This window comes from Methylobacterium sp. UNC300MFChir4.1 (genome assembly GCF_900110155.1).
GTDB lineage: Bacteria > Pseudomonadota > Alphaproteobacteria > Rhizobiales > Beijerinckiaceae > Methylobacterium.
On the sequence record NZ_FOCS01000003.1, the window covers coordinates 22,061 to 48,206 of the forward strand.

At 71.4% G+C, this 26,146-nt stretch carries 25 protein-coding genes; 15 read left to right on the forward strand and 10 right to left on the reverse strand.

The features are described 5' to 3' along the window. Positions 1-20 precede the first annotated feature (20 nt). The gene (locus tag BMY19_RS05740) at positions 21-998 is read left to right on the forward strand and encodes a phosphoribosylaminoimidazolesuccinocarboxamide synthase (RefSeq protein WP_100251146.1); all 978 of its coding nucleotides are present in this window, start codon (positions 21-23) and stop codon (positions 996-998) included. 54 nt (positions 999-1,052) lie between these two features. On the opposite strand, the gene BMY19_RS05745 is transcribed toward BMY19_RS05740, so the two are convergent. From BMY19_RS05745 to BMY19_RS05755, 3 genes are all read right to left on the reverse strand, one after another. Next, positions 1,053-1,334, reverse strand: coding sequence for a DUF2312 domain-containing protein (locus tag BMY19_RS05745; RefSeq protein ID WP_100251147.1), 282 nt, complete (start codon positions 1,332-1,334; stop codon positions 1,053-1,055). Positions 1,335-1,388: 54 nt separating this feature from the next. Then, positions 1,389-2,594 (reverse strand): alpha/beta hydrolase, encoded by a 1,206-nt coding sequence (locus tag BMY19_RS05750; protein ID WP_100251148.1) that lies wholly within the window; start codon positions 2,592-2,594, stop codon positions 1,389-1,391. An 82-nt stretch (positions 2,595-2,676) separates the two neighbouring features. Next, positions 2,677-4,041 (reverse strand): MFS family transporter, encoded by a 1,365-nt coding sequence (locus tag BMY19_RS05755; protein WP_091677151.1) that lies wholly within the window; start codon positions 4,039-4,041, stop codon positions 2,677-2,679. Between the two features lie 239 nt (positions 4,042-4,280). Between BMY19_RS05755 and BMY19_RS05760 the strand changes: the two genes are divergently transcribed. Next, complete coding sequence (locus BMY19_RS05760) at positions 4,281-5,090, forward strand: DUF1236 domain-containing protein (RefSeq protein WP_100251149.1); 810 nt, start codon at positions 4,281-4,283, stop codon at positions 5,088-5,090. 54 nt (positions 5,091-5,144) lie between these two features. Here BMY19_RS05760 and hrcA read toward each other — a convergent pair whose 3' ends face one another. Next, positions 5,145-6,200 carry a heat-inducible transcriptional repressor HrcA gene (hrcA, locus tag BMY19_RS05765; protein WP_020091867.1) on the reverse strand — a complete coding sequence of 352 codons (1,056 nt, stop codon included), beginning with the start codon at positions 6,198-6,200 and terminating at the stop codon, positions 5,145-5,147. A 167-nt stretch (positions 6,201-6,367) separates the two neighbouring features. Between hrcA and rph the strand changes: the two genes are divergently transcribed. From rph to hemW, 3 genes are read left to right on the forward strand one after another with little or no spacing between them, the layout of a single operon-like run. Beyond that, positions 6,368-7,081: a ribonuclease PH gene (rph, locus tag BMY19_RS05770; protein WP_026604745.1), complete on the forward strand. Its 714-nt coding sequence runs from the start codon at positions 6,368-6,370 to the stop codon at positions 7,079-7,081. After that, on the forward strand, positions 7,078-7,707 hold the full coding sequence (gene rdgB / locus BMY19_RS05775) for an RdgB/HAM1 family non-canonical purine NTP pyrophosphatase (protein ID WP_020091869.1): 630 nt from the start codon (positions 7,078-7,080) through the stop codon (positions 7,705-7,707). The genes rph and rdgB overlap by 4 nt, the downstream gene beginning before the upstream one ends. A 26-nt stretch (positions 7,708-7,733) precedes the next feature. Next, positions 7,734-8,921, forward strand: coding sequence for a radical SAM family heme chaperone HemW (gene hemW, locus BMY19_RS05780; RefSeq protein WP_170862916.1), 1,188 nt, complete (start codon positions 7,734-7,736; stop codon positions 8,919-8,921). On the opposite strand, the gene BMY19_RS05785 is transcribed toward hemW, so the two are convergent. Further along, positions 8,922-10,184 (reverse strand): penicillin-binding protein activator, encoded by a 1,263-nt coding sequence (locus tag BMY19_RS05785; protein ID WP_100251150.1) that lies wholly within the window; start codon positions 10,182-10,184, stop codon positions 8,922-8,924. Positions 10,185-10,319: 135 nt separating this feature from the next. On the opposite strand from BMY19_RS05785, the gene rsmI reads away from it, so the two are divergent. Beyond that, a complete protein-coding gene (gene rsmI / locus BMY19_RS05790) occupies positions 10,320-11,291 on the forward strand; it encodes a 16S rRNA (cytidine(1402)-2'-O)-methyltransferase (RefSeq protein ID WP_091927837.1) in 972 nt (323 codons plus the stop codon). Beyond that, a complete protein-coding gene (locus BMY19_RS05795) occupies positions 11,288-11,677 on the forward strand; it encodes a YraN family protein (protein ID WP_020091873.1) in 390 nt (129 codons plus the stop codon). Before rsmI ends, BMY19_RS05795 begins: the two co-directional genes overlap by 4 nt. Before the next feature lie 39 nt (positions 11,678-11,716). On the opposite strand, the gene BMY19_RS05800 is transcribed toward BMY19_RS05795, so the two are convergent. From BMY19_RS05800 to BMY19_RS05810, 3 genes are all read right to left on the reverse strand, one after another. After that, positions 11,717-12,106, reverse strand: a complete 390-nt coding sequence (locus BMY19_RS05800) for a response regulator (RefSeq protein WP_012319888.1) — start codon at positions 12,104-12,106, stop codon at positions 11,717-11,719. Between the two features lie 270 nt (positions 12,107-12,376). Continuing rightward, entirely contained in the window at positions 12,377-13,489 is a 1,113-nt protein-coding gene (locus BMY19_RS05805; RefSeq protein ID WP_100251327.1) for a L,D-transpeptidase, read from the reverse strand. Between the two features lie 76 nt (positions 13,490-13,565). After that, entirely contained in the window at positions 13,566-14,561 is a 996-nt protein-coding gene (locus tag BMY19_RS05810; protein ID WP_100251151.1) for an extensin family protein, read from the reverse strand. Between the two features lie 183 nt (positions 14,562-14,744). On the opposite strand from BMY19_RS05810, the gene BMY19_RS05815 reads away from it, so the two are divergent. Further along, the gene (locus BMY19_RS05815; RefSeq protein WP_100251328.1) at positions 14,745-16,814 is read left to right on the forward strand and encodes a M3 family metallopeptidase; all 2,070 of its coding nucleotides are present in this window, start codon (positions 14,745-14,747) and stop codon (positions 16,812-16,814) included. An 84-nt stretch (positions 16,815-16,898) separates the two neighbouring features. Then, the gene (locus BMY19_RS05820; RefSeq protein ID WP_100251152.1) at positions 16,899-17,792 is read left to right on the forward strand and encodes a hypothetical protein; all 894 of its coding nucleotides are present in this window, start codon (positions 16,899-16,901) and stop codon (positions 17,790-17,792) included. 3 nt (positions 17,793-17,795) lie between these two features. Here BMY19_RS05820 and BMY19_RS05825 read toward each other — a convergent pair whose 3' ends face one another. After that, positions 17,796-18,014, reverse strand: coding sequence for a hypothetical protein (locus BMY19_RS05825; RefSeq protein ID WP_012319883.1), 219 nt, complete (start codon positions 18,012-18,014; stop codon positions 17,796-17,798). A gap of 174 nt (positions 18,015-18,188) precedes the next feature. Beyond that, a complete protein-coding gene (locus tag BMY19_RS05830) occupies positions 18,189-18,581 on the reverse strand; it encodes a DUF2267 domain-containing protein (protein WP_012319882.1) in 393 nt (130 codons plus the stop codon). A 216-nt stretch (positions 18,582-18,797) separates the two neighbouring features. On the opposite strand from BMY19_RS05830, the gene BMY19_RS05835 reads away from it, so the two are divergent. The 6 genes from BMY19_RS05835 to BMY19_RS05860 all read left to right on the forward strand — a co-directional run bounded on the left by BMY19_RS05835 (position 18,798) and on the right by BMY19_RS05860 (position 26,122). Further along, the gene (locus tag BMY19_RS05835; RefSeq protein WP_042673458.1) at positions 18,798-19,541 is read left to right on the forward strand and encodes a (Fe-S)-binding protein; all 744 of its coding nucleotides are present in this window, start codon (positions 18,798-18,800) and stop codon (positions 19,539-19,541) included. After that, positions 19,538-21,109, forward strand: a complete 1,572-nt coding sequence (locus BMY19_RS05840; protein WP_100251153.1) for a lactate utilization protein B — start codon at positions 19,538-19,540, stop codon at positions 21,107-21,109. The genes BMY19_RS05835 and BMY19_RS05840 overlap by 4 nt, the downstream gene beginning before the upstream one ends. Beyond that, positions 21,106-21,711, forward strand: a complete 606-nt coding sequence (locus BMY19_RS05845) for a LutC/YkgG family protein (RefSeq protein WP_100251154.1) — start codon at positions 21,106-21,108, stop codon at positions 21,709-21,711. Before BMY19_RS05840 ends, BMY19_RS05845 begins: the two co-directional genes overlap by 4 nt. Positions 21,712-21,930: 219 nt before the next feature. Next, positions 21,931-22,791 carry a transglutaminase-like domain-containing protein gene (locus BMY19_RS05850; RefSeq protein ID WP_100251155.1) on the forward strand — a complete coding sequence of 287 codons (861 nt, stop codon included), beginning with the start codon at positions 21,931-21,933 and terminating at the stop codon, positions 22,789-22,791. A 711-nt stretch (positions 22,792-23,502) separates the two neighbouring features. Further along, positions 23,503-25,233: a dihydroxy-acid dehydratase gene (gene ilvD / locus BMY19_RS05855; protein ID WP_020091883.1), complete on the forward strand. Its 1,731-nt coding sequence runs from the start codon at positions 23,503-23,505 to the stop codon at positions 25,231-25,233. Further along, on the forward strand, positions 25,220-26,122 hold the full coding sequence (locus tag BMY19_RS05860; protein ID WP_091927843.1) for a tetratricopeptide repeat protein: 903 nt from the start codon (positions 25,220-25,222) through the stop codon (positions 26,120-26,122). The genes ilvD and BMY19_RS05860 overlap by 14 nt, the downstream gene beginning before the upstream one ends. Positions 26,123-26,146: the final 24 nt, after the last annotated feature.

Below are 26,146 nucleotides of genomic sequence, written 5' to 3' on the forward strand. Positions count from 1 at the left end.
TCAGCCTGACGGAAAGCCCGATGAACACGGCAGATCTCGCCCCGCACGCGCATCAGGTCCTGCGCGACGCGACCCTGCCCGAGCTGCCCCGGCACTACCGCGGCAAGGTCCGGGACAATTACGACCTTCCCGACGACCGGCGCATCCTCATCACCTCGGACCGGATCAGCGCCTTCGACCGGGCGCTCGCGGCAATCCCGTTCAAGGGCCAGGTCCTGACCCAGACCGCCCGCTACTGGTTCGAGCAGACCGCCGACCTGTGCCCGAACCACGTCCTCGCCTATCCCGATCCCAACGTGGTGGTCGGCCGGCGCCTGGAGATCCTGCCCGTGGAGGTGGTGGTGCGCGGCTACCTCGCGGGCACCACGTCGACCTCGATCCTGACGCGCTACCGCGCGGGCGAGCGGGACATGTACGGCCACGCCTTCCCCGACGGGATGCGGCCGAACCAGCGCCTGCCGGAGGCGATCATCACGCCGACCACCAAGGCGTTCGACGGCGGCCACGACGAGCCGCTCACCGAGGCGGAGATCCTCGAGCGCGGGTTGCTGACGCGCGCGCAGTGGGAGACCGTGTCGAGGGCGGCCCTGGCGCTGTTCGCGCGCGGGACGGCGCTCGCGGCGGAGCGCGGCCTGATCCTGGCCGACACGAAGTACGAGTTCGGCACGGATCCCGAGGGCCGGATCGTCCTCGCCGACGAGATCCACACGCCGGACAGCAGCCGGTACTGGTTCGCGCAGAGCTATCCCGAGCGCTTCGCCGCGGGTTCGGCCCCGGAGAGCTTCGACAAGGACTTCGTGCGCAACTGGGTCGTCGCCCGCTGCGACCCGTACAAGGACCCGATCCCCGAGATCCCAGCCGAGGTGGTCCTAGAGACAGCCGCGGTCTACATCCGCGCCTACGAGACGATCACGGGCAAGCGCTTCGTCCTGCCGGACCCGGCCGAGGAGCCCCTGGAGCGGATCCGGCGCAACATCGCCGCCTATCTCGCGGCGTAGCCTCGGGGTCGGGACAGGCGGTGCGGCGCCTGGCGCCGCACCCGGTTGAGCCCGTCAGGCCGCCGCGGCGATCGGGGCCGGCGACGGCGCGTCCATGGCGCGCAGGTAGACGTCGAGGAGCGTCTCCTGCTCGTCGCGCTCGTCCTTGTCCTGCTTGCGGATCTTCAGGATCTCCTTGAGCACCTTCACGTCGAGACCCTCGCCCTTGGCCTCGGCGAAGACCTCCTTCTTGGCCTCCATCAGGTCCTTGATCTCCTCCTCCAGCCGTTCCACGCGCTCGATGATCGAGCGGATGCGGTCGCCCGCGATGCCCACGGTGTCGGTCATGTCGGTCATGCAGTCCCTCGTCGGATGACGGGGGCACCCTCGCCCGACAGGGTAAGTGGCGGGTTAAGGCCGGGCCGGCGCTTCGACTTGGCCCTGGACCGGGCCCTGGACGCGGTTCCGGATCCACCCGGCGATCGCGTCCGCCACGGCGTCGCTGTTCGATTCCAGCATCATCATGTGGCCGTTGCCGCGGATGCCGTGCTCGGCGAGCGCCAGGCGGTCCGGCTTCGCGCCCGCCTGGGTCAGGAAGGCCGCCGTGCAATCGTCCATCGTCGCCCGGAACGACGCCTCTGCGGTCACGATCACCGCCGGCACCCGGGCGAGGTTCGGCAGTTGGCGCGCGGGCTCGGCCTGGAGCCAGCAGCGGATCCGGTCGGGCGCGGCGGCGCTCTCCGCCTGGACCACCGTCAGGTCCGCCGGGCCGCTCACTGGCGGCTCGAAGTGCAGCGGCACCCGGGTGATGCCGTAGGGCCGGGCCCGGGCCTCGCCGACGCGCTCGTACCAGTCCGCGCCGCCCTTGAAGCGGATGTCGTAGAAGGTCGGCCCGTTCGGCTCGACGGCGACGTGCGCCTTCACGAGGTCGGGCCGCTGATCGGAGACCGCCCAGCCGAAGACGCCCGCCTGCGAGTGCGTCAGCAGGATCGCCGGGCCGATCTTCTCCAGCAGGGCGATCAGCGCCGGGTCGACCAACTCCTCGCTCCGCAGCGCGCTGGCGATGTAGGGCACCTGGGAGAGGTAGAACTGGTCGAAGGCGGCGTTGCCGCGGATCCCGGCGCCGCCCGGCCACTGCGTGTGGAGCTTCGCCTGCGGGTAGAGCGCGGAGCGCTCCTGCCCGGTGAACACCGTCTCCAGATCCTCGGCGGGCAGGCGGGCGTAGGGGCCGTAGGTGTCCGGGTCGCCGCCCGAGCGGCCGCGACCGACTTGGTCGACGACGTAGACCGCGAATCCCTGCGCGGCGAAGCGGTCGGCCCAGCCCGGCCGGCCGTCGGGCGTCCCGAGGAAGTTGGTCCCGGTCTGGGCGGTGCCGTGCACCAGGACGATCGGGTAGGGCTGCGTCACCCGCTCCGGAACGCGGTACTCCACGAACATCTGGCCGGACGCCGTCGTCTTGCCGCCCGCGGTGGCGTAGCGGCCGCCGACGAAGAAGTAGCCCGCGGGCTGCGTCAGCCTGAACGGCCCGTCGGCGGCACCCGCCTCGGCGGCTCGGGACGGGGATGCAATGGCGAGACAGAGCAGGGCCAGCGCCCCGGCGGCGGCGTTCCTGAACATGGCGTCCTCCCGCGGGCGTCTGGCGCGCCCGGCGGGAGGCATATCAACGTGAAAGTCCGGCCCGGTCCAGCCGGGCGGCCGATCAGGCGTGGGCGAGGCGCGGCTTCTTCCCCAGCGCCTCCTCGACGGTGCCCGCGCCGTCGAGGTAGCCGTGGACCTTGGGGTTCGGCATGATCAGCGAGGCCACGAAGGCGATCGCCATCAGGACGGTCACGTACCAGAAGAACGTGCTCTCCATGCCGGCGTCCTTGAACCACAGGGCGACGAACTCGGCGGTGCCGCCGAAGGTGGCGTTGGCGATCGCGTAGGAGAGGCCGACCCCGAGCGCCCGGACGTTGGTGGGGAACAGCTCGGCTTTCACGATGCCGCTGATGCCCGTGTAGAACGACACCACGGCGAGCCCGAGGGTGATCAGCGCGAAGGCGAGGTAGGGGTCCTTGTTGGTGCCGAGGGCCGTCATCAGCGGCACCACCATGAGCGTGCCGAGGCCGCTGTAGAGCAGCATGTTCGCCTTGCGGCCGATCTTGTCGGAGAGCGCGCCGAAGATCGGCTGGATGATCATGTAGACGAACAGCACAACCGTCATCGTCTGCGACGCCGAAGTCTTCGGCATGCCGGCTGTGTTGACCAGATACTTCTGCATGTACGTCGTGAAGGTGTAGAAGCTCAGCGAGCCGCCGGCCGTGTAGGCGACCACGACCAAAAACGCCCGCCAGTGCTTGGCCAGCGCGGCGAAAGTGCCGGCGGTCTCCTTGTCGCTGCTGTCCTTCGTCTCGGCCAGGGAGCGCCGGAGATAGAGCGCGACGACCGCCAGCGCGGCGCCGATGAAGAACGGGATGCGCCAGCCCCAGGCGGTGAGTTCCGGACCGGTCATCACCGTCTGCAGCAGCACCAGGACCAGCGAGGCGAGGAGCTGGCCGCCGATCAGCGTCACGTACTGGAACGAGGCGAAGAAGCCGCGCCGCCCCTTGATCGCCACCTCGCTCATGTAGGTCGCCGAGGTGCCGTACTCGCCGCCGACCGACAGGCCCTGGAGCATGCGCGCGAGCAGCAGCAGCACGGGCGCCAGCGTGCCGACATGCTCGTAGGTCGGCAGGATGCCGATCAGCAGCGAGCCGAAGCACATCATCAGCACCGAGATGACCATCGAGGTCCGGCGGCCGACGCGGTCGGCGATGCGCCCGAACAGCCAGCCGCCGATCGGCCGCATGAAGAAGCCCACCGCGAAGATGCCGGCGGTCTGCAGGAGCTGACTGGTCGAATCGCCCTTCGGAAAGAAGGCGGGCGCGAAATAGAGCGCGAAGAACGCGTAGCAGTAGAAATCGTACCACTCGACGAGATTGCCCGACGACGAGCCGACGATCGCCCAGATCCGGCGCTTGCGGTCCGCAGCATCATCGAGGTCGCTCGGTGCGATACCGATCGTATCGTCGCGCGAGGCGGACATGGCGTCTCCGTCGATCAATCTTGGTGCCGGCCGAGGCCGGTCTCTTCTTGGTGCGGCGCGACGTTACAGGTGACGCGCCCGATCGCAAGGCCGTGATCCGACTTAGCCGAGGACAGCGCAGGGCGGTGTCACCGGCCGCGGGTCCACAGTGCCGCGGGAGGGAACGGTTCGCCTCAGGACCCCGTTGCGGGCCGGCGTGGGCGTCGATGGCGTTCCGACCACCGCAGGAGGAAGAGGCCATGAAGCGAGTTCTGAGAGACGCGGTCGCGGCCGCCATCGTCGTCGCCGGCGCGGCGACGGCGTTCGCGCAGGGCGGCCCGGGCGGCGGAGGGGCCGGACCCGGTGGTGCGGGCGGCGGCGCCGGCGGCCCGGGTGGTGGGGCCGGAGCGGGCGCAGGTCCGTCCGGCGGCGGCCCGGCCGGCGGCCCTGCTGGCGGTGCCGGCGGCGGGATGAGGGGCGGCGCGCCCGAAGGCGGGGCGATGCGCGGTCCCGGCGGTGCCGAGGGTGGGCCGCGCGGCGCCGAGGGACCGGGTCGCCCGGGCGGCGCGGCCGAGCGCAACGGACCGGCGGACCGGGGCGGCGCGGCCGCGAATCCAGGTGCGGGCGAACGCGGTGCGGGTGAACGCGGTGCGGGTGAACGCGGTGCCGGCGATCGGGGTGGCCGCGAGCCGGGTGCCGGACCCGAGCGGGGCAACCGCGACGCGGCCGGTCCCGAGCGCGGCGGTCGCGGTCCGGCCGGCGAACGGGACGGCCGTGCCGGTGCCCGCGACCGGGGCGCCGTCCGCGGCGCTGTCGGCCGCCTCGACACCCGTCAGCGGACCGAGTTCCGCAGCTCGATCACCCGTCTGGGCGTCTCGCCGCTCCGGGACGTGGCGTTCGGCCTCGCGGTGGGCACGGCGATCCCCCGCTCGGTCACCCTCCACCGGCTCCCACCGGCGATCATCGAGCTGGTGCCGGAATACGAAGGCTACGACTTCGTCCTGGTCCGCGACGACATCGTGATCATCGATCCCGACACCTACGAGATCGTGGACGTGATCCCGGCCTGAGCGGGCAATCACAGGGAGATCGGTGGGCCGGGCGGATCCTCTGCCCGGTGCCCTCTACCGCCCGCCGTCCAGGAGTTTCGACACCACGCGCGCTGTGTAGTCGACCATCGGCACGATCCGCGCGTAGTTCAGCCGGGTCGGACCGATCACGCCGACGACGCCCACGATCTTCTGCGAGCCGTCGCGGAACGGCGCCGCGATCAGCGAGGATCCGGAGAGCGAGAACAGCTTGTTCTCCGAGCCGATGAAGATCCGCACGCCCTCGCCGCCCTCGGCGCGGGACAGGAGATCGATCACGTCCTTCTGGGTCTCCAGATCGTTGAACAGAAGGCGAATCCGCTCGAGATCCTCGACCGCGCGCAGGTCGTCGAGCAGGTTGGCCTGCCCGCGCACGATCAGCTGGCGAGCCTCCGTCGGGCCGACCGGCGTGGCCAGTCCGGCATCGACGAGGCGCTCGGTGATCGCGTCGAGCTCCCGCTTCATCGCCTTGCGGCCGGCCTCGATCTCGGCGCGCAGCGTGCCGAGGGTGCGGCCCTGCAGGCGCGCGTTGAGGAAGTTCGTCGCCTCCTGGAGGGCCCCGGCCGGCAGGCCCGCCGGCAGGTCCACGAGGCGGTTCTCCACCGAGCCGTCGTCCGAGACGAGGATGACGAGGGCGCGGGCGGGATCGAGGCGCACGAACTCGATGTGCTTCAGGTTGACGTTCGCCTTGGTGGTCAGGACGACCCCGGCGCCCCGGGAGACGCCGGACAGCATGGTCGAGGCTTCGGCCAGGGCCGAGTCGAAGGTGTGACCCGAGGCGGCGGCGCGCATCTGCGCCTCGATGCGCGCCTGCTCGTCCTGGCTGACGTCACCGAGCTCGAGCATCGCGTCCACGAAGAAGCGCAGGCCGAGCTCCGTCGGCAGGCGGCCGGCGGAGGTGTGCGGCGCGAAGATGAGGCCGGAATGCTCCAGATCCGCCATCACGTTGCGGATCGAGGCCGGCGACAGCGCCATCGGCAGGATGCGCGCGAGATTCCGGGAACCGACCGGCTCGCCGGTCGTGAGGTAGCTCTCCACGATCTGCCGGAAGATCTCCCGGGCACGCTCGTTGAGGGCGGCGAGCGCCTGCATCGCTTGGCCGTTCGAGAAGTTGGGACTGGGGTGTGTCACGGGGTCATCCTGTGGTCCGATCATGTCCAACCGTCCCGCGCGGATCAATCCGTACTGCGATGCTTGCCCGCGGTGGCGCGGCGGCCTAAGAGCCCGGCCCTCGACACTCTCGACAGAAGGGGCCCGCGATGCGGCCTTCCAAGCGTGCCGCCGACGAGTTGCGGCCCGTGAGCCTGGAGCGCGCGGTCTCGCGCTACGCCGAGGGCTCCTGCCTCGTCAGCTTCGGCAACACCCGGGTGCTCTGCACCGCGTCGCTGGAAGAGCGCGCGCCGCCGTGGCTGCGCGGTTCCGGCAAGGGCTGGGTCACGGCCGAGTACGCCATGCTGCCGCGTGCGACGCACGAACGCACCCGCCGCGAGGTCGGTTCCGGGAAGCCGTCGGGGCGTACCCAGGAAATCCAGCGACTGATCGGCCGTTCGCTGCGCGCCGTCACCAACCTCCCGGCCATGGGCGAGCGCCAGATCACGATCGATTGCGACGTGATCCAGGCCGACGGCGGCACCCGGACGGCCGCGATCACGGGCGCCTGGGTGGCGCTGCACGATTGCTTCGCCTGGATGCGGACCCGCTCGATCATCTCCGTCGACCCGCTGCGCGACCACGTCGCCGCCGTCTCGTGCGGACTCTACAAGGGCATGCCGGTCCTCGACCTCGACTACGCCGAGGATTCGGCGGCCGAGACCGACGCCAACTTCGTCCTCACCGGCCGGGGCGGCATCGTCGAGGTGCAGGGCACCGCCGAGATGGAGCCCTTCACGCAGGAGCAGCTTCTCGAGCTCCTCGGCCTCGCCCGCGCCGGCACCGAGCGGCTGGTCGCCCTGCAGAAGGAGGCCCTCGCGTGAGCCGCCGTCTGACCGGGAAGGTGGTCATCGCCACGCACAATGCCGGCAAGCTCGCCGAGATGCGCGACCTGCTCGCGCCGTTCGGGATCGAGGCGGTGTCGGCGGGCGAGCTCGGCCTGCCCGAGCCCGACGAGACCGGCACGATGTTCGCCGAGAACGCGGCGATCAAGGCGCGGGCGGCGGCCGACGCCACCGGGCTGCCGGCCTTCGCGGACGATTCCGGCCTCTGCGTCGACGCCCTCGACGGGGCGCCGGGCATCTTCTCGGCCCGCTGGGCCGGCGCGACCAAGGACTTCACCGGCGCGATGGCGCGGATCTTCGCCGAACTCGACCGGCGCGGGGCCGCCGAGCGCCGGGCGCACTTCGTGTCCGCCCTCGTGCTGGCTTGGCCGGACGGGCACACCGAGCTGTTCGAGGGACGGGTCTTCGGCGACCTCGTCGCCGCGAAGGGCTCCGCGGGCTTCGGCTACGACCCGATCTTCCGGCCGGACGGCCACGACCGCACCTTCGGCGAGATGAGCGCCGAGGAGAAGCACGGGGTCGACTGGCAGCAGGGGCGGGGCCTGTCGCACCGGGCGCGGGCCTTCGTCGAGCTGAGCCGCGCCTGCCTCGCGCCCGGCGCCTGATTGCCAAAAGACGCGCGGGCGCTCACATGCCCGCCATCATGTCATCGACCGGCCCGGACCATCCGACCCGCGACGCGGGCTTCGGGATCTACCTGCACTGGCCCTTCTGCGCCGCGAAGTGCCCGTACTGCGACTTCAACAGCCACGTCCGCCACGCGGGCGTGGACGAGCCGCGCTTCCTGGCGGCCTTCCGCGCCGAGATCGCCCACACCGCCGCCCGCACGTCGGGCCGGACCGTGACCAGCATCTTCCTCGGCGGCGGCACGCCCTCGCTGATGCAGCCCGCGACCGTGGCCGGCCTGCTCGACGCGGTGGCGGAGCATTGGGCGGTGGCGCCGAACGCGGAAGTGACCCTCGAGGCAAACCCGTCGAGTGTCGAGGCCGGCCGCTTCCACGGCTATCGCGCCGCCGGGGTCAACCGGGTGTCGCTCGGGATCCAGGCCCTCGACGACGCCTCGCTGCGGACCCTCGGGCGCCTGCACGACACCGCGCAGGCGCTCGGCGCGATCGCCCTGGCGCAGTCGGCCTTCGCGCGGACCTCCTTCGACCTGATCTACGCGCGGCCCGGACAGACGCCGGACCTGTGGCGGGCGGAGCTTAGCGACGCGCTCGCGCGGGCCGCCGAGCACCTCTCGCTCTACCAACTCACCATCGAGCCCGGGACGCCGTTCCACGGGCTCGCCGCCGCCGGCAAGCTGGTGACGCCGGACGACGAGGTCGGCCGCGCCCTCTACGACGTCACCCAGGAGCTCTGCGCGAAGGCCGGCCTCCCGGCCTACGAGATCTCGAACCACGCGCGGCCCGGGGCGGAATCGCGGCACAACCTGCTCTACTGGCGCTACGGCGAGTATGCCGGCATCGGTCCGGGCGCCCACGGACGGCTCGTGACGGGACAGGGCCGGGTCGGAACCGTGACGGAGCGGTCGCCCGAGGCGTGGCTCGCCCGCGTCAAGGCCGAGGGCCACGGGATCGTCGAGACCGAGAGCCTCTCGGCCGCCGACCAGGCCGACGAGTTCCTGGTGATGGGCCTGCGCCTGCGCGAGGGGATCGATCCCGACCGCTACGCGGCGCTCAAGGGCCGGCCCCTGAACGGCAACCGCATCGGCATGCTGATCGGGGACGGCCTGCTCGAGCGGCTGCCGGGCGGCCGCATCGCCGCCACGGCGCGGGGGGCGCCGGTGCTCAATGCCCTGGTCGCCGAGCTCGCCGCCTGATCAGATCGCTGGCTTGGCGAGAACCCGGGGCGCCGGGCTGACGGGCGTCGCGGCGTTGTTGCGGATCTCGTAGACCGCGAGGGACCGCTCGCTCTGACCGTCCGGCCGGAACCGGAACGTCCCGTCGACGCCGGCGAAGCCCAGGCCGTTGGTCAGGGTGGTCTCGGCGAAGCGCTGCGAGCCGTAGCGCCGCGACAGGGCCGCGGCGAGCAGCACCGCGTCGTAGGCGAGCGAGGCCACCCGCGGCGGGACGGCGCCGAACCGGGCCTGGTAGCGCGCACTGAAATTCGAGAAGCCGACGCGGTCCGGCGCAGCGAAGCGGCCACCCTGGAGGGCCGGCAGCGCGAACAGTGACGGCTCGTTCCAGAGGGCGGTGCCGAGGGGGCGCACCCGTGCCGGCGAGAAGCCCGCCTTCGTCAGCGCGGCCGCCACGGCGGGCATCGCGTCCGCGGTCTCGGGGATGAACAGCGCGTCGGCGGTGGCGCCGGGCCCGGCGATCACTCGCGCGAGCCGCTCGACCGCCGGGCCGGGCGCGCCGGCCGGGTAGCGCTCCACGGCGGCGACGCGCGCGCCCTTGCGGGCGACGACCTCCCGGAACGCCGCCTCGACGGCGTTGCCGTAGGCGGTCTCGGGGATCAGCGCCGCGAAGGACCTTTTCCCGCCCGCGACCGCGTCCTCGACCACGCGGTCCACCTCCGGCTGCGGCAGGAAGCTCAGAAGGTAGACGCCCGGGTTCGCCACGGTCGCGTCCGTGGAGAAGCCGATCACCGGCTTGCCGGCGGTCCTGGCGACGGCCGCGGCGGCCTGCACGCTGCCGGCGAAGAGCGGGCCGAGCACGATCTCGGCGCCCTGCCGCAGCGCCTCCTGGGTCGCCTCCCGGGCGCCGTCCGGACTGCCCCGGTCGTCCTCGACGATGAGCGTCAGGTCGGGCTGCTGGGCCTCGTCGTAGGCGAGCTGCGCGGCGTTGCGCATGGCGGCCCCCACGGTCGATCCCTGGCCGGTCAGCGGCAGCACCAGGGCGACCTTCACCGAGCCCGCCCCGATGCGCCCGCCGCCCGCGGCCGGCATCGGCGGCGCCGCGGGTGCGGTGCCCGGTGCATCCGGCACGGCGGCCGGCGGTGACAGCTCGGCCTGCGGCCCGGTCGCGCGTCGCGCGAGGTCGCTGCCGACGCAACCGCCGAGCGAGAGCAGGATCGCGCAGAGCGCGGCGGTCTGGGCGGTGACACGCACGAGACGGTCCCGCGCGCTTGTCGGGCGCGCCATGGCGCGTACTCCTTCGGGCAGGCTCCGCAGCCTGACCGGCGGATTCTCAAATGTAAACGCGGCGGCGGGGACTTGCCCCCCGGCCACGCGGCCTCGCCGCGACGAGAGGCGACCAGTGTGGCAAGATCGCCGGTGATGACCCGCAGATTCGACGACCCGGGGCCCGCCGCCCCGACCCGAGCTCCGTCCCCGAAGCTCGCCCCCGACCGCCCGCGCAGCACGACCTTCACGGCCTTCGGCCTCGCGAGCGAGACCGAACCCCTGTCGCCGGGCCTGCACATCGTGGCGACGCCGATCGGGAACCTGCGAGACATCACCATCCGGGCGTTGGCGACGCTGGCGGCCGCCGACGCGGTCCTGGCCGAGGACACCCGCGTGACCCGGAACCTGCTGGCGCATTACGGGATCACGACGCCGCTGCTCGCCTATCACGAGCATTCCAACGACGCGGTGCGCGAGCGGATGGTGGCGCGGCTCACCGCCGGCGAGGCCCTGGCGCTGGTCTCGGATGCCGGGACGCCGCTCGTCTCGGATCCCGGCTACAAGCTGGTCCAGGCCGCCATCGAGGCCGGGATCGCCATCACGCCCGTCCCGGGGCCGTCCGCGGTGATGACCGCGCTGGTCGCGGCCGGCCTGCCGACCGACCGGTTCTTCTTCGAGGGCTTCCTGCCGCAGAAGGCCGGAGCGCGGCGCAACCGCCTGGAGGCGCTGATCCAGGTTCCCGGCACCCTGGTCCTGTTCGAGTCGCCGCATCGCCTGCCCGACATGCTGGCCGACGCCGCCGCGGTGCTCGGTTCGGAGCGGCCGGCGGCCGTGACCCGCGAGCTGACCAAGCTCTACGAAACCATCCGGCGCGATACGTTGGGCAGCCTGAGCGCACGCTTCGCCCAGGAGGGACCGCCGAAGGGGGAGATCGTGGTGATCATCGGTGCGGCGACGGCGCCGGAGCGCAGCGCGGATTCGGATGCCGCCCTCGACGCCCTGATCCTGGCGGCGCTGGAGCGGCACTCGATCAAGGATGCCGCCAGCCTTGTATCCGACGAGACCGGTCAGCCGCGGCGCCTCGTCTACACCCGCGCGCTGGCGCTGGCGCGGGACCAGGGATGACCGGGGCCCTGCCGGACCGGGCCGGCCGGCGCCGCGCCGCCTACCGGCTCGGCCACCGCGCCGAGTGGCTGGCGCTCGCCGCGCTGATGCTCAAGGGGTACTGGCCGATCGGCCGGCGCGTGAGCGTCGCGGGCGGCGAGATCGATCTCGTCGTCCGGCGCTGGAAGACCGTCGTGTTCGTGGAGGTGAAGGCTCGGGCGCGCCGCGACGATGCCCGGGAGGCGATCGACGCCGCCAAGCGGCGGCGGTTCTCCCGCGCGGTCCGCGCCTGGATCGGACGCAATGCGTGGTGTGCCGGGTCGACGTTCCGGGCCGACGCCGTGTTCGTCGGATCCCGCACCTGGCCCGCCCATGTCGAGCGGGTCTTCACCATCGAGGGTCTCTGACGGGCGGCCCGAGGCCGCCGGAGCCGACGCGCCGGGTCTTCAGTCCCGGGCGGCGCGGATCGCCCCGATCAGGGTCCGCTTCAGGTCGGCCTGGCTGAACGGCTTCTGGACGACGGGCCTGTCGCGGAACGGCTCGCGGATGCCGGCACCGCCGTAACCGGTCGAGAAGACCAGCGGCAGGTCGCGCTTGGCGATGGCCTCGGCCACCGGGTAGATCGGCTCACCCGCCACGTTCACGTCGAGAATGGCGACCTCGAACGCTTCCTGCGACGCCATCTCCAGCGCGGAGGACAGCCGCGCGGCCGGCCCGACCACGGCGCAGCCGAAATCGAGGAGCATGTCCTCCAGCAGCATCGAGATCGCGGCCTCGTCCTCGACGACGAGAACACGGACGCCGTTGAGGACGTCGTCGTTAGGGTCAGCAATCACGCCGGGCCGTCTTCCCTTCGAATGCCCCCGTCGCCGGGGATCTTGCCATGCGGCTGGTCACGCCTTGCGCACCGCGTGAGCAGCGTCCGGACGGGTGAACGCGGCCCGAGGGTCAGCCCGCGAGACAACCTGAGGCGTCGCCTGTAATGCGCAATGTGTCAAGCGTTCCCGCCCCGTTCCGACACCCAGACCGGGCGCTATGTTAACCGATGATACATTTTTGTGCGGGCGGCTCCGCGCGGGCGTATGCGAGTGTCGCCGCGCGGCCGCTCAGTCGTCCTTGAACGTGACCTTGGCGCCCCGTGTCACATGCGCGGCGAGGTCGCGGGCGTTCCAGTTGGTCAGGCGGATGCAGCCATGGGACTCGGTCTTCCCGACCTTCTCGGGCTCCGGCGTCCCGTGGATCCCGTAGCTCGGGATCGCCAGGTCGATCCAGACCAGGCCGACCGGGTTGTTGGGGCCCGACTGGATGGTGAATTTGTGCTGCGCCTTCACGCCCTTGAACGCGTATTTCGGGTTGTAGGTATAGTCGGGATCGAACGCGACGCCCTTCACCTTGGTCTCGCCGCTCGGGGCCGGCTTCTCGGCACTGCCGATCGACGCCGGATAATAGGCCACGAGCTTCCCGTCGGCGCCGTAGGCGCGGACGTCGCGGCTCGTCTTGTCGACCTCGATGCGCTCGACCTTCGGTTCCTGGGGCAGGTCCTTCCCCTTCGGCTTGTCCGTGCCCATCGGGTCCACCGCCGCGACCGCGATGGTCGTGCCGGCCTTGTCCAGGGGCTTGCCGGGATTGAGCGCGCTCACGAGGTCGCGGCTCATGTGGAAGCGCTCGGCCAGCATCTCGCGGGGATTGGTGTAGCCCATCGACTTGAGCTCGGCCTGCTCCTCCATCTTGGGCGGGATCCGCTCGACGTAGGGGCCCGCGGCGTCGGCCTCGGAGAGCGTGTAGTCGGTGACGGCGGGCTTGTCGCTGGTCGCCTGGAGCTTGTCCCAGATCTCGGGCGTCAGGTCCTCGCCGGCGGGAAGCCCCTGGGCCACCGCGAACGCCGAGAGGGCGTGCCGGTAATTGTCGCCTTTCCGGCCGTCGATCGCTCCGGGATAGAAGCGCGCGCGATCGAGCAGCACCTGGGCCTTGACGATCAGCGGATCGGGCTTGTCGTCCGACGACTTGGCCCGACGAGCCTTCGCGTCGGACTTTGTGCCCTCGCCCTTCCCGGCGCCCGACTGCGCCAGGGTCGCGGCGTTCACTGCCTCGGCGGTCAGCGCCGGCGGCTGGGCCGTCTCGGCTTTCCGGCCCTTCCCGGTCCGGGCAGCCGCACCGTGCGCGGCCAGACAACTCGCCAGGAGAGCCACGCAGACCTGCCGCCAGGGTTTCGGGATCATCGCCGTCGTCATTCCGGGGAGCGGGCGCGCTCCCGAGCCGAGAAATGCCGGATCTGCGGGAACGTTCCACGCCGCTCTACTGGCACAGGCGGTGACCGCCGTTACGCTCGCGCTCGTCGAGGTGGAAATGGTTGGCGTGGGCGGCGTTCGAGCCCGGGCCGAGGACGGTGCGGAAGAAGCCGCAGGCCTTGGCGCGCACCGCGCCGAGGAACTGTGCCTCCTCGGAACCGTCCGGCATCGCCTTGACGGGGATGCTCGCGCGTCCCGCGAAGGCGAAGCCCATGATGTCGGCGGCGTTGGCGAAGGCGTGTTCGCTGAGCTTGGCGTCGACGTCGTGGTTCTGTCCCCGGCACACATAGGAGCCGCCGAGTTCGAGCGCGATCAGCGGGTGCTTCAGCGTTCGATCGGCCTCGATCTGCACCTCCGTGACCCAGCGCGCCAGCGCCTCGGCGGTCCGGCAGGTCAGCGTGGCGCCCTGCGGCAGCACCACCCCGTCGGCGAACTTCGTCACCTTGAGCGGCAGCGGCGCGGTGCACTGGCCTTCGGAGATCGCCGGCAGCGGCTCGAACTCGACCCCAAGACGCTTGAGGCGCGTCCGGCAGGCGGAATCGTCCGGCGGTGTCACCTTGAGCGCCAGGGCGGCCGCGCCCGACAGCTCGGGCGGCCGCGCGGGCGGCGCTGGCGGCGGTGAGGGGATCTCGGGCTTCGCTGTCTCCTTCGCGCTTTCCTTCGGGGCTTCCTTCCCGGCTTCCTGCCCGGACTCCGGCGGCTTGTCCCGGCCATTCTCCCTCGAAGGCTCTCGGGCCAAGTGCTTGCCCGGCTCCTTGCTCGGCTCAGCCGCGGCAGGTTTCAGCTCGGGCGGCCGCGCCGGCGGCGTCGGTGGCGCCGGCTCGGCGACGGGCGGCTTCAGCGTCTCTGGGCGCTCCGGCGGCAGGGGCGGGGGCGTCGGCACCGTGGCCGCCGGCGTTTCGACGGCGCCGACCGGCGTGGCCGGGAGGGCGAGCCCCGCGGCGAGGGCGCCGCCCGCCAGGAGCGTCGCGGATCGGAGGATCGACAGGCTGCGTCCCGGCATGGGGCCTCGAAGCGTGGGCGTTGGCCTCTACAACGGGCGAGACGCCATTCGGATCGCCCGGACCCGGTTGACGGCCGCGCCGATCGGACCACTGTCTTCCGGATCGCGCCGGCACACCCCATGTCGGCGCACCTGCGGCGCGGACGATCGCGCCGTCGCGTGGACGTCGAGATCGAGGACTGCATGTCGGACGCAGCTGATGCCGGGCTCCCGAGCCTGCCGCCGGACAATCCCTTCCGCGAGGCGCAGTGGAGCACCCCGCACGGCCTCCCGCCGTTCGAGCGGATCCGGCCGGAGCACTACCGGCCCGCGTTCGACGCCGCCCTGGCGGCGCACGATTCCGAGATCCGCGCCATCGCGAGTGAGTCCGCTCCCGCCACCTTCGGCAACACCGTCGAGGCGATGGAGCGGGCCGGCCTCGCCCTCGAGCGCGTCGCCGGCGTGTTCTACAACCTGACAGGCAGCCACACGAACCCCGAGCTGCAGGCCATCGAGCGGGAGATCGGGCCGAAGCTCGCCCGGCACGGCAGCGCCATCTACCTCAACCCCGAGCTCTGGGCCCGGATCTCGGCGATCGACGCCGAGGGCCTGAGCGCGGAGCAGCGCCGGGTCCTCGACCGGTACCGGATCCGCTTCCGCCGGTCGGGGGCGGATCTCGGGCCCGAGGACAAGGCCCGCATCGCCGAGATCGCGGCGCGCATGTCGGAACTCGGGACCACGTTCAGCCAGAACCTCCTGGCCGACGAGAGCAGCTTCACCCTGCCGCTGCAGGGCGAGGAGGATCTGGCCGGCCTGCCGCCGTTCCTGCGGGCCGCGGCCGAGAGCGCCGCGAAGGAGCGCGGCCTCGACGGGCACGTCATCACCCTGTCCCGCTCGCTGATCGAGCCGTTCCTGGTCTGCTCGACGCGGCGCGACCTGCGCGAGCGCGCCTACGCGGCCTGGACGCGGCGCGGCGAGAACGGCGGCGCGACCGACAACCGGGCGATCATCGCGGAGATCATCCGGCTGCGCGCCGAGCGGGCGCGGCTCCTCGGCTTCGAGAGCTTCGCCCATTTCGCCCTCGACGACACGATGGCGGCGAGCCCGGATGCGGCGACCGGGCTGCTGCGGGACGTGTGGACGCCGGCCCGGGCGCGGGCGGCGGAGGAGCGCGACCGTCTCCAGGCCACCATCCAGGCGGAGGGGCACAACTTTCCCCTCCAGGCGCACGATTGGCGGCACTACGCCGAGAAGGTGCGGCGCGCCGAGCACGACCTCGACGAGAGCGAGATCAAGGCGTACCTGCCGCTGGAGCGGATGATCCAGGCGGCATTCGACACGGCCTCGCGGCTGTTCGGTCTGACCTTCACGGAACTCGCCGACGTGCCGCGCTACCATCCCGATGTCCGGGTCTGGCGGGTCGGCAATCCCGACGGGTCCGAGGTCGGCCTGTTCCTTGGCGACTACTTCGCCCGCGCCTCGAAACGGTCCGGCGCCTGGATGAGCGCCTTCCGCTCACAGGAGCGCCTGAACGGGACGGTCACGCCGATCATCGTCAACGTCATGAACTTCGCCAAGGCGCCGGACGGCGAGGCGACGCTGCTGTCCTTCGACGACGCGCGCACCCTGTTCCACGAGTTCGGCCACGCCCTGCACGGGCTGCTCTCGGACGTGACCTACCCGCTCCTGTCGGGGACAGCGGTGTCGCGCGACTTCGTGGAGCTGCCCTCGCAGCTCTACGAGCACTGGCTGGAGCAGCCGGAAGTCCTGCGGACCCACGCGCGCCACCATCGCACGGGCGAGCCCATGCCCGACGCCCTGCTGCGGAAGCTGCTCGCCGCGCGGACCTTCAACCAGGGTTTCGCCACCGTGGAGTACACGTCCTCGGCGATCGTCGACATGACCCTGCACCTCTCGGCGGAAGGCGAGGGCGGTCTCGACGTGCCCGCCTTCGAGGCCGAGGCGCTGCGGCGGATCAGCATGCCGGCCGAGATCAGCATGCGGCACCGGACGCCGCACTTCGCCCACATCTTCTCGGGGGACGGCTACGCCGCCGGATACTACAGCTACCTCTGGTCTGAGGTGCTGGACGCGGACGCCTTCGACGCGTTCCGCGAGGCCGGCGACATCTTCGATCCGGAGCTGGCGAAGCGGTTGCGGACCTTCGTGTACGGGGCCGGCAATTTGCGCGACCCGCGCGAGGCCTACACGGCCTTCCGCGGGCGGATGCCGAGCATCGAGCCGCTCCTGAAGAAGCGCGGGCTCGCGGCCTAAGCGACGGGCGTGCGGTAAGGGTTTCGTAAACAAACGTCCTTAACGAACGCTTGCAGCGCGAGGCCGCGTGCGGAGTTCGGGGCGATGACGAAGATCGAAGCCAAGCAGGGCGTTTCCCAGGGCATCTCGCCGGCCGACCTGCTCAAGGCCGCGGTGACCGGCAAGACCGACGCCGCGGGCGCCGCGACCGAGACCGCGGCCTCGCCGGCCGGCGGGAAGTTCGCGCTGGCGTCGCTGGCGCGCCTGGATCCGAAGCGGTTCGCGATCCCGGGCGCGACCCTGGCGGTCGGTGTCCTCCTGGGCGGGGGCGTGATGGCGCTTTCCCGCCCGGCCTCGGTCCGGCCCGACGCGCTCGCGGCCCTCGAGACGACGCTCGATGCCGGCCGCACCGAGACCGTGCGCCTCGCCGCCGACATCGCGCAGCTCCACACCGTGCTCGCCGACCTGCGCGCCTCGACCGACGTGGCGCGGAAGGAGGCGGCCAGCCGCAGCACCGCCCTCGGCGAGCGCCTGGCGCAGGTCGACAAGAGCCTGAACAGCAAGGTCACGGCCCTCGGCGAGCGGCTCGAGCAGGTTGAGCGCGACCACAACACCCGCCTCAGCGGCCTCGCCGCGCAGCTCGACCGCCGCGCGGCCGCGACTCCGGCCGCCGCGAAGGCGGAGCCGACCCAGACCGGCAGCATCGGCGAGCCCGCCCGCGCCGCCGAGGCGAAGCCCGAGGTCAAGGTCGCGGACGCCAAGGTGAGCGAGCCGAAGGCGAAGCCGGCCGCGGCCGTCAAGCCGCCGGTCATCGAGGGCTGGGCCCTCCGGGACGTCTACGAGGGCACCGCGATCCTGGAGAACCGCCGGCGCCGCCTCGTCGAGGTCGCGCCCGGCGACGTCATCCCGGGCGTCGGCCGCGTCGAGGGCGTCGAGCGCCACGGTCGGGAATGGGTGGTGGTGACCCGCCAGGGCCTCGTCACCGCGCAGGCTTGGTAGCCCTCAGCGGCCCGTGAACCCGGTCGGCGCCAGCTCGCCGGGCGCGATCGGGAAGCGCGGCTCGATCGTCATCGGATCGGCCAGGGCCGCCGCGCGCTCAGCGCGCCGGCGACCGTGCCTCAGGGCCCGGGTCTGCGCCGCGCGGGTCGGGTGCAGGATGGCAGCGAGCAGGGACTGCCCTTCGAACTCGCTGTCCAGGTTCTTGGCTTCGAAGACGGGCATGGCCGGCCTGCTTGAGTGCGGTACCGGACACTGCCGAAGGCGTCGATCCGGGGCACATCCCCAATAACGGGGATCGCGTGGACAGGTTCCGTCAAGCTTTCGCTCCGCAACCTCTTTTTTACTTTCGTCCAGGCGTCACCCGAATGCAGTGCGGCCGCGCACACCGGCCCGCGGTCAGACGAACTGGTTCAGCCCCGGGATCGAGCCGATGATCGGGCCCATCGCGTCCTCGCCGACCTTCTCGCGGCCGAAGGCGAACAGCTCCTGGCCGAGCGGCTGCATCTGACCCATCGGCACGCCGGCGGCCATCAGCTTCTGGCCGAGCGCCATGACGCCGCCGCCGCCCATCATCCCGCCGAGCATGCCCATCAGCCCGCCGCCGCCGCTCTCGCCGGCATTCGACTCGGCGATCAGCGCCTCGGAGCCCGGCAGGGCCGCCAGCAGCTGGCCGACCTCGGCCGCGGGCCCTTCCTTCTGCAGGAAGGCCAGGATGTGCCCGATGGCGGTCTGAGCGGTCGCGGCGTCGAGCCCGGTGCGGGTGGTGACGCGGGCGAGCAGTTCTTCCATGGTGATGATCTCTTCGGAACGCTTCCAGACGTCCTTCGACTCTGAGGCGTCGGAAATCAAGCGCGCGGCATCGCTTCCCAGGAAAACTCCCCGGTTACAGCGGGCACGGTGCCGCAGCGGGCGACCTCGCCAAGGGCCGCCCCTTCCGGTAGACCCTCGGTCAGTCTTGAACCGTTCCAGGCCGCCGGGCCGGGTGATCCAGGGAGTTGCCGGACCATGCGGGTCGGCCTGTTCGTGCCGTGCTACGTCGACGCCTTCGAGCCCGAGGTCGGGATCGCCACCCTCGAGCTCCTCGAGCGCCTGGGCTGCACGGTCGAGTACCCGTTCGACCAGACCTGCTGCGGCCAGCCGATGACCAACACCGGCTGCCACGCCGAGGCCGCCGCGACCGAGGCGCTGTTCGTCAAGAACTTCTCCGGATTCGACTATATCGTCGCCCCGTCGGGATCCTGCGTCCACCAGGTGCGCGAGCACCTGACGGCGATCCCGCAGACCGACGAGGTCCGCCACGTCCGCGCCAGCACCTACGAGCTCGTGGAGTTCCTGCACGACGTGCTGAAGGTCGAGGACCTGCCCTGGGCGAACTTCCCCCACAAGGTCGCCTACCACACCAACTGCAACGCCCTGCGCGGCATCCACCACGCGCGGCCGACCGAGCTGGTGAAGCCCTACTACTCGAAGCCCCTCGACCTGCTGCGCCTCGTGAAGGGGGTCGAGCTCGTCGACCTCGCCCGGCCGGACGAGTGCTGCGGCTTCGGCGGCACCTTCTCGGTGTTCGAGCCCGCCGTCTCGGCGAAGATGGGCTACGACAAGGTCGCCGATCAGAACCGCGCCGGGGCCGCCTACGTCGTCTCGGCGGATTCCTCCTGCCTGATGCACCAGAAGGGCTGCGCCGAACGGCTCGGCTTGCCGCTCAAATACATCCACATCGCGCAGGTGCTGAACGGAGCCGCCGCATGAGCGCCGAGGACCTCAACCCCCGCGAGCGCGAAGGCGTCATCCACCCCGAGGTGCGGGCCGGCCACGACGAGAGCGAGCGGGCGCCGGACGGCCGGCGTCTCCAGCACGCGGAAGCCGCCTCGAAGCCGATCCGCACCCCGCAGACCCGGGAGCCGCAGCCGCGCGGCGCGAAGATCCGGGGCGACCGGCCGATCAATCAGTCGGAGGCCGCCGAGCGCTTCCTCGCGGCGCCGCTGCACCAGGCCGCCCACGACGAGCGCCTGTGGGACCTGCGCAAGAAGCGCGACGCCTCCGCGCACGGCATCCCGGAGTGGGAGGAGCTGCGCGAGCTCGCCTCGCAGATCAAGACCCACACGCTGAGCCACCTTGACCGGTACCTCGAGCAGTTCGAGGCGGCCGCGAAGGCCAACGGCGTCCACGTCCACTGGGCGAAGGACGGCGCCGATCACAACCGGATCGTGCTGGAGATCCTGCGGAGCCACGGCGCGAAGACGCTGGTGAAGTCGAAGTCGATGCTCACCGAGGAGTGCGGCTTCCGCCACCACATGGCGGCCAACGGCATCGAGGTCATCGAGACGGATCTCGGCGAGCGGATCCAGCAGCTCGACAACGAGGAGCCGAGCCACGTCGTGGCGCCGGCCGTCCACAAGACCCGGATGGACGTGGCCGAGGTCTTCGCCAAGACGCTCGGCACCGATCCGGACAACGACGACGCGCACTACCTTGCCGAGAGCCAGCGCGAGACCACCCGGCCCTACATCCTGAAGGCCGATGCCGGCATGACCGGATGCAACTTCGCGATCGCCGAGACCGGCACGGTCGTGACCTGCACCAATGAGGGCAACGCCGACCTGTCCGGCAACGTGCCGCCGCTGCAGATCCACTCCATCGGCATCGAGAAGATTATCCCGAAGGTCGAGCACCTCGGGGTGTTCATCCGCCTGCTGTCGCGCTCGGCGCTGGGCTCGCCGATAACCCAGTACACCTCGCATTTCCGCGGCCCCCGCGCGGGCACCGAGATGCACATGGTTCTGGTCGACAATGGCCGCTCCGAGCGCCTCGGCATGGAGGAGTTCTGGACCTCGCTGAAATGCATCCGCTGCGGCGCCTGCATGAACACCTGCCCGGTCTACCGGCGCTCGGGCGGCCTCTCCTACGGCGCGACCTATTCGGGGCCGATCGGTCTGATCATCGATCCGACCTTCAACAAGCGGAAATACTCGACGCTGCCGTTCTCCTCGACGATGAACGGCTCGTGCACCAACGTCTGCCCGGTCAAGATCAACATCCACGAGCAGATCTTCGCGTGGCGGAAGGTGCTGGTCGAGGAGCACCAGATCCCGGCGCTCAAGCAGGGCATGATGAAGGCCGCGGGCGCCGTGCTCTCGCGCCCGGCCGCCTATCGGGCGGCGATCGGCGCGGCGGATTCCGCCCTGAAGGTCCTGCCGCGCTTCGCGGTCTACAACCCACTTAACACCTGGGGGAAGAAGCGCGAGATGCCCGACGCGCCGCGCCAGACCTTCCACGCCTGGTACAAGCAGAACCGCATGAAGGACACGGGTCGATGAGCGCCCGCGACGCGATCCTCGACGGCATCCGCAGGAACCGGCCGGCCGGCGACTTCCCGCTGCCGGAGGTGCCGCTGTTCGCGCCGCTCGTCGGCGAGGACCTGGTCGCCGAGTTCGGCGAGCGGCTGAAGCGCATGGGCGGCCGCGTGGCCGAGCCCGGCACCGGCGACGTGTTCGCGGGCGTGCGCGAGCGCCTCGACGCCGCCAAGGTTATCGCCTCCGCGGTGCCGGAGCTGACCGGCAACCGCGACCTGCGGAGCGTGCGCGCGCCCCAGGAGGTCGAGGACGTGGACGTGGCGGTGGTCCGCGCGGTGTTCGGCATCGCCGAGACCGGCTCGGTGCTGTTCACGCAGGACCAGCTGATCGTCAACGCCGTCGCCTATCTCGCGCAGCACCTCGTCGTGCTGCTCGACCCGGCCGACATCGTGCCGAACGTGCAGGCGGCCTACCGCCGATCGGAATTCGGCCGCTCGGCCTACGCGGTGCTGCATACCGGCCCGTCGGCCACCGCCGACATCGAGGGCGTCCTCATCCACGGCGCGCAGGGCGTCCGCTCGCTGACGGTGGTGCTGCTCCCGCGGGATGCCGCCGAGCGCGGCTGAGACCGGCACCATCGCTTCAGCCGTCCTTGCGAGCGGAGCGAAGCAATCCAGGGACGCGCCGCTCTGCCTCGCTTCGCTGCGCTCGCGATGACGGAGGCGCCGTCCGACGCACGCGGCGCCCCCGTCTCGCCCGCGTCCCCCCCGATCGAGCCGGAACCGACGGTCGGGCGCGCCCCTTGCTTGGACGGCGGATGGGCCGTCATCCGGCAAGGAGATCCGATGCGCTACACCCTCGGTTGCAGCCTGTCCTACAACATCCTCTCGGACACCACCTTCATCTTCAATCTGGAGGTGGCGAAGCTGAAGAGCGTCGAGATCCTGAGCGAGAGCCTGGTCCTGACGCCGAACCTCAAGCGCGATCTCTACACGACCCCCGATCTCCAGAACCGCTATCTCGCGGTCAACGTCCCGACCGGTCAGTTCGCGCTGGAGTACAATGCCGAGGTCGACCTGACCGTGCACCGGGCCGACCCGGCGACCGTCAACGAGACGCCCATCGGGCAACTGCCCCTCGACATCCTGCCGTTCCTGCTGCCGAGCCGGTTCGTCTCATCGGACCGGCTGACGCCTTTCGCGCTCGCCGAGTTCGGGGCGCTCCCCAAGGGCCACGCGCGCGTGAACCAGATCTGCAACTGGATCCACGACCACATCGCCTACCAGCCCGGCTCCAGCGACGGCGAGACGACCGCCCACGAGTCGCTCCTGAAGCGCGCCGGCGTCTGCCGCGACTTCGCGCATATCGGCGCCGCCTTCTGCCGGGCGCTCGGGATCCCGGCCCGGTTCGTGAGCTGCTACGCCCACGGCCTCGTCCCGAGCGACTTCCACGCGGTGTTCGAGGCCTATCTCGACGGGCGCTGGTGGCTGTTCGACGCCACCCGGCAGGCCGACCTCGACGGGCTAGTGCGGATCGGCGTCGGGCGCGACGCCGCGGAGATCGCCTTCTCGACGCCCTTCGGCAGCATGCAGCCGGTCAATCAGCAGGTCCGGATCCAGCGCGCGGACGGGCAGGGCAGCCCGATGCCGCGCACGGTGGACGCCATCTCGACCGAGATCCCGGCGCCGCACGCCGGAGCGGCCTGAGCGCGGATCCGGCCGGGATCACGTCGTCCTGTGATCCCGTGATCCCGGCCGCGGCGAAGCGGGTGCCGGTGCAGGACGCCCGATCCCGGCCTGCGTCGGCGAAGAGCGGGACACGGGCTCCATTCGATCAGGCCCGCGACGCCGCCACGGACGCGCGCCGGACCCGCCGTTCCGCGCGTGCGAGGACCGCGCGGCGCGCAAGCAGATTGGCGCGCCGGACCTGCCGCGGCGGCGGCGCGACATGTCGTTCCGCCCGTCGGTCGGCGTATTGCCGGCGCCGGTCCCGCGCAGGGATAGTGATACAGCGACTTTCCGGGTGCCGGATTGCCGCGTCCCGCCCGGATCGCGGCCGGTAGATCCTCGGCTTGCCCGAAGACAAGTTGCGTCTCGGAGAAGCGTCTCGTCAGCGCCGCGCCATTGTCCTTCATCTTGTCGTCGCCGCCGAAATGGCCGCAAGCGTGGCTGTGGCGGGGTCGCAACACCGTAAAACGATCCCCGCTCCGCCCCGAGACCTGCCCGTAAACGCCGCGATCCCGCCATAGTCCGGGCCCACCTCAACATCCGCGGTAAACGGCAAATTCGACAACGGTTTACCGTTCGGAAACGAGGACTTCCCGAGCACGCGGACGGATCTCCCGGCGCCTCGCGAACGGCGACGCGCCGCGGTTCAACGCACCCTCGGGATCGGCTGCGAAGGCTTGGTCTGAAGTCATGGTGACGCGTTTGAACGACAAGTCGAAGCTGCCGAGTCGCCACGTCACGGAGGGGCCCGACCGCGCCCCGCACCGCTCCTACCTCTACGCCATGGGCCTGACCCGCGAGCAGATCCACCAGCCGCTGGTGGGTGTCGCCTCCTGCTGGAACGAGGCCGCGCCCTGCAACATCTCGCTGATGCGCCAGGCGCAGGCGGTGAAGAAGGGCGTCGCCGCCGCCAACGGGACGCCGCGCGAGTTCTGCACGATCACCGTCACCGACGGCATCGCCATGGGCCATGGCGGCATGCGCGCGTCGCTGCCGTCGCGCGAGGTCATCGCCGACTCGGTCGAGCTGACCATGCGCGGCCACGCCTACGACGCCCTCGTGGGCCTCGCGGGCTGCGACAAGTCGCTGCCCGGCATGATGATGGCGATGGTCCGGCTGAACGTGCCCTCGATCTTCATCTACGGCGGCTCGATCCTGCCCGGCTCGTTCCGCGGCAAGCCCGTGACCGTCCAGGACCTGTTCGAGGCGGTCGGCAAGGTCGCCGTCGGCGACATGAGCCTCGAGGACCTCGACGAGCTGGAGCAGGTCGCCTGCCCGTCGGCCGGCGCCTGCGGCGCGCAGTTCACCGCCAACACCATGGCGACCGTCTCCGAGGCGATCGGCCTGGCGCTGCCCTACTCGGCCGGCGCCCCGGCGCCCTACGAGATTCGCGACAAGTTCTGCGCCACCGCCGGCGAGAAGGTGATGGAGCTCCTGGAGAAGCGCATCCGCCCGCGCGACATCGTCACCCGCAAGGCGCTGGAGAACGCCGCCACGGTGGTGGCGGCCTCGGGCGGCTCCACCAACGCGGCGCTGCACCTGCCGGCGATCGCCCACGAGTGCGGCATCGAGTTCACCCTGTTCGACGTGGCCGAGATCTTCCGGCGCACCCCATACATCGCCGACCTGAAGCCCGGCGGGCGCTACGTCGCCAAGGACATGTTCGAGGTCGGCGGCATCCCGCTGCTGATGAAGACGCTCCTCGACCACGGCTTCATGCACGGCGACTGCCTGACGGTCACCGGCCGCACCATCGCGGAGAATATGGACCGGGTGACCTGGAACCCGGACCAGGACGTGGTCTACCCGGCGAACCGGCCGATCACCCCGACCGGCGGCGTCGTCGGCCTCAAGGGCAACCTCGCCCCCGAGGGCGCGATCGTGAAGGTCGCCGGCATCCCGGCCGAGAAGCAGGTCTTCACCGGCCCGGCCCGCGTGTTCGACGGCGAGGAGGCCTGCTTCGCGGCCGTGCAGGCCCGCAGCTACGAGGAGGGCGACGTCCTCGTGATCCGCTACGAGGGCCCGCGGGGCGGCCCCGGCATGCGCGAGATGCTGTCGACCACCGCGGCCCTCTACGGCCAGGGCATGGGCGACAAGGTCGCGCTGATCACCGACGGGCGCTTCTCGGGCGCGACCCGGGGCTTCTGCGTCGGGCATGTCGGCCCCGAGGCCGCCGTGGGCGGCCCGATCGGGCTGCTGCGCGACGGCGACGTCATCACCCTCGACGCGATCCAGGGCACGCTCAGCGTCGCCCTGTCGGACGCGGAGCTGGCCGAGCGACGCAAGGCCTGGACCGCGCGGCCCAACACCGCGACCTCCGGCTACCTCTGGAAATACGCGCAGGGCGTCGGCCCGGCCCTGTACGGCGCCGTCACCCATCCGGGAGGTGCCAAGGAGACGCAGAGCTATGCGGACGTCTAGGACTGACCTCAGCCGGCGCAGGGCGCCGGCCGGGGCCGATCCCGGTCGGTTCCGGTCCGTCGGCCGGCTCGCGGTCGCGACCTGGGCGCTCGCCCTGGTCGCGCTGCCGGTCGCGCCGTCGCGCGCCCTCGACGCCAATGTCCGCACGCCCGTGCAGGTCCCGGTCGCCGACAAGAGCTACCGCTCGGCCAAGGACGCGCTGCGCGCCGGCATGCGCGAGTACAATGCCGGCGACAAGCAGGGCGCCGCCCGCGCGCTGGAGTACGCGGCCGGCCAGGGCCACGCCCTTGCGCTGTGGAAGCTCGGCCGGATGTACGCCGACGGCGACGGCGTCCCGCACGACGACCTGAAGGCGTTCGAGTTCTTCTCGCGGATCGCCGACGCCAGCACCGATGACGGGCCCGATCCGCAGAACTCGGCGGTCCTGGGCAGCGCCTTCACGGCTCTGGGCACCTACTTCCTGGAGGGGATCAAGGGCACCTACGTGCGCCCCAATCCCGAGCGCGCCTACGACATGTTCAACTACGCGGCGTCCTACTACGGGGACCCCAACGCGCAGTACAATCTCGCCCGGCTCTACCTCGACGGCACCGGCGTCGAGGCCGACCCGCGGCAGGCCGCGCGCTGGTTCAACCTCGCCGCCGAGAAGGGCCACCACCCGGCGCAGGCGCTGCTCGGCGACATGCTGGTCAACGGCCTGGGCGGCATCCCGGTCCAGCGGGTGCGCGGCCTGATGTGGCTCTCGCTCGCCCGGGAAGGCGCCGAGAGCCGCAAGGACGACTGGATCGTCGCGCTCTACGAGAAGAACTGGGCGGCCGCCAGCGAGGACGATCGCGCCGAGGCGCAGACGCAGCTTCAGACCGTGGGCTCGATCCGCAAGCGGCGCTGAGCCGCCCTCGACTGTGCAAGCGGC

Coding starts and splice junctions, on each gene's coding strand:
- BMY19_RS05740 (WP_100251146.1), top strand. CDS start 21: ATGAACACGGCAGATCTCGCCCCGCACGCGCATCAGGTCCTGCGCGAC.
- BMY19_RS05745 (WP_100251147.1), bottom strand. CDS start 1,334: ATGACCGACATGACCGACACCGTGGGCATCGCGGGCGACCGCATCCGC.
- BMY19_RS05750 (WP_100251148.1), bottom strand. CDS start 2,594: ATGTTCAGGAACGCCGCCGCCGGGGCGCTGGCCCTGCTCTGTCTCGCC.
- BMY19_RS05755 (WP_091677151.1), bottom strand. CDS start 4,041: ATGTCCGCCTCGCGCGACGATACGATCGGTATCGCACCGAGCGACCTC.
- BMY19_RS05760 (WP_100251149.1), top strand. CDS start 4,281: ATGAAGCGAGTTCTGAGAGACGCGGTCGCGGCCGCCATCGTCGTCGCC.
- hrcA (WP_020091867.1), bottom strand. CDS start 6,200: ATGCAGGCGCTCGCCGCCCTCAACGAGCGTGCCCGGGAGATCTTCCGG.
- rph (WP_026604745.1), top strand. CDS start 6,368: ATGCGGCCTTCCAAGCGTGCCGCCGACGAGTTGCGGCCCGTGAGCCTG.
- hemW (WP_170862916.1), top strand. CDS start 7,734: ATGCCCGCCATCATGTCATCGACCGGCCCGGACCATCCGACCCGCGAC.
- BMY19_RS05785 (WP_100251150.1), bottom strand. CDS start 10,184: ATGGCGCGCCCGACAAGCGCGCGGGACCGTCTCGTGCGTGTCACCGCC.
- rsmI (WP_091927837.1), top strand. CDS start 10,320: ATGACCCGCAGATTCGACGACCCGGGGCCCGCCGCCCCGACCCGAGCT.
- BMY19_RS05795 (WP_020091873.1), top strand. CDS start 11,288: ATGACCGGGGCCCTGCCGGACCGGGCCGGCCGGCGCCGCGCCGCCTAC.
- BMY19_RS05805 (WP_100251327.1), bottom strand. CDS start 13,489: ATGATCCCGAAACCCTGGCGGCAGGTCTGCGTGGCTCTCCTGGCGAGT.
- BMY19_RS05810 (WP_100251151.1), bottom strand. CDS start 14,561: ATGCCGGGACGCAGCCTGTCGATCCTCCGATCCGCGACGCTCCTGGCG.
- BMY19_RS05815 (WP_100251328.1), top strand. CDS start 14,745: ATGTCGGACGCAGCTGATGCCGGGCTCCCGAGCCTGCCGCCGGACAAT.
- BMY19_RS05820 (WP_100251152.1), top strand. CDS start 16,899: ATGACGAAGATCGAAGCCAAGCAGGGCGTTTCCCAGGGCATCTCGCCG.
- BMY19_RS05825 (WP_012319883.1), bottom strand. CDS start 18,014: ATGCCCGTCTTCGAAGCCAAGAACCTGGACAGCGAGTTCGAAGGGCAG.
- BMY19_RS05830 (WP_012319882.1), bottom strand. CDS start 18,581: ATGGAAGAACTGCTCGCCCGCGTCACCACCCGCACCGGGCTCGACGCC.
- BMY19_RS05835 (WP_042673458.1), top strand. CDS start 18,798: ATGCGGGTCGGCCTGTTCGTGCCGTGCTACGTCGACGCCTTCGAGCCC.
- BMY19_RS05840 (WP_100251153.1), top strand. CDS start 19,538: ATGAGCGCCGAGGACCTCAACCCCCGCGAGCGCGAAGGCGTCATCCAC.
- BMY19_RS05845 (WP_100251154.1), top strand. CDS start 21,106: ATGAGCGCCCGCGACGCGATCCTCGACGGCATCCGCAGGAACCGGCCG.
- BMY19_RS05850 (WP_100251155.1), top strand. CDS start 21,931: ATGCGCTACACCCTCGGTTGCAGCCTGTCCTACAACATCCTCTCGGAC.
- ilvD (WP_020091883.1), top strand. CDS start 23,503: ATGGTGACGCGTTTGAACGACAAGTCGAAGCTGCCGAGTCGCCACGTC.
- BMY19_RS05860 (WP_091927843.1), top strand. CDS start 25,220: ATGCGGACGTCTAGGACTGACCTCAGCCGGCGCAGGGCGCCGGCCGGG.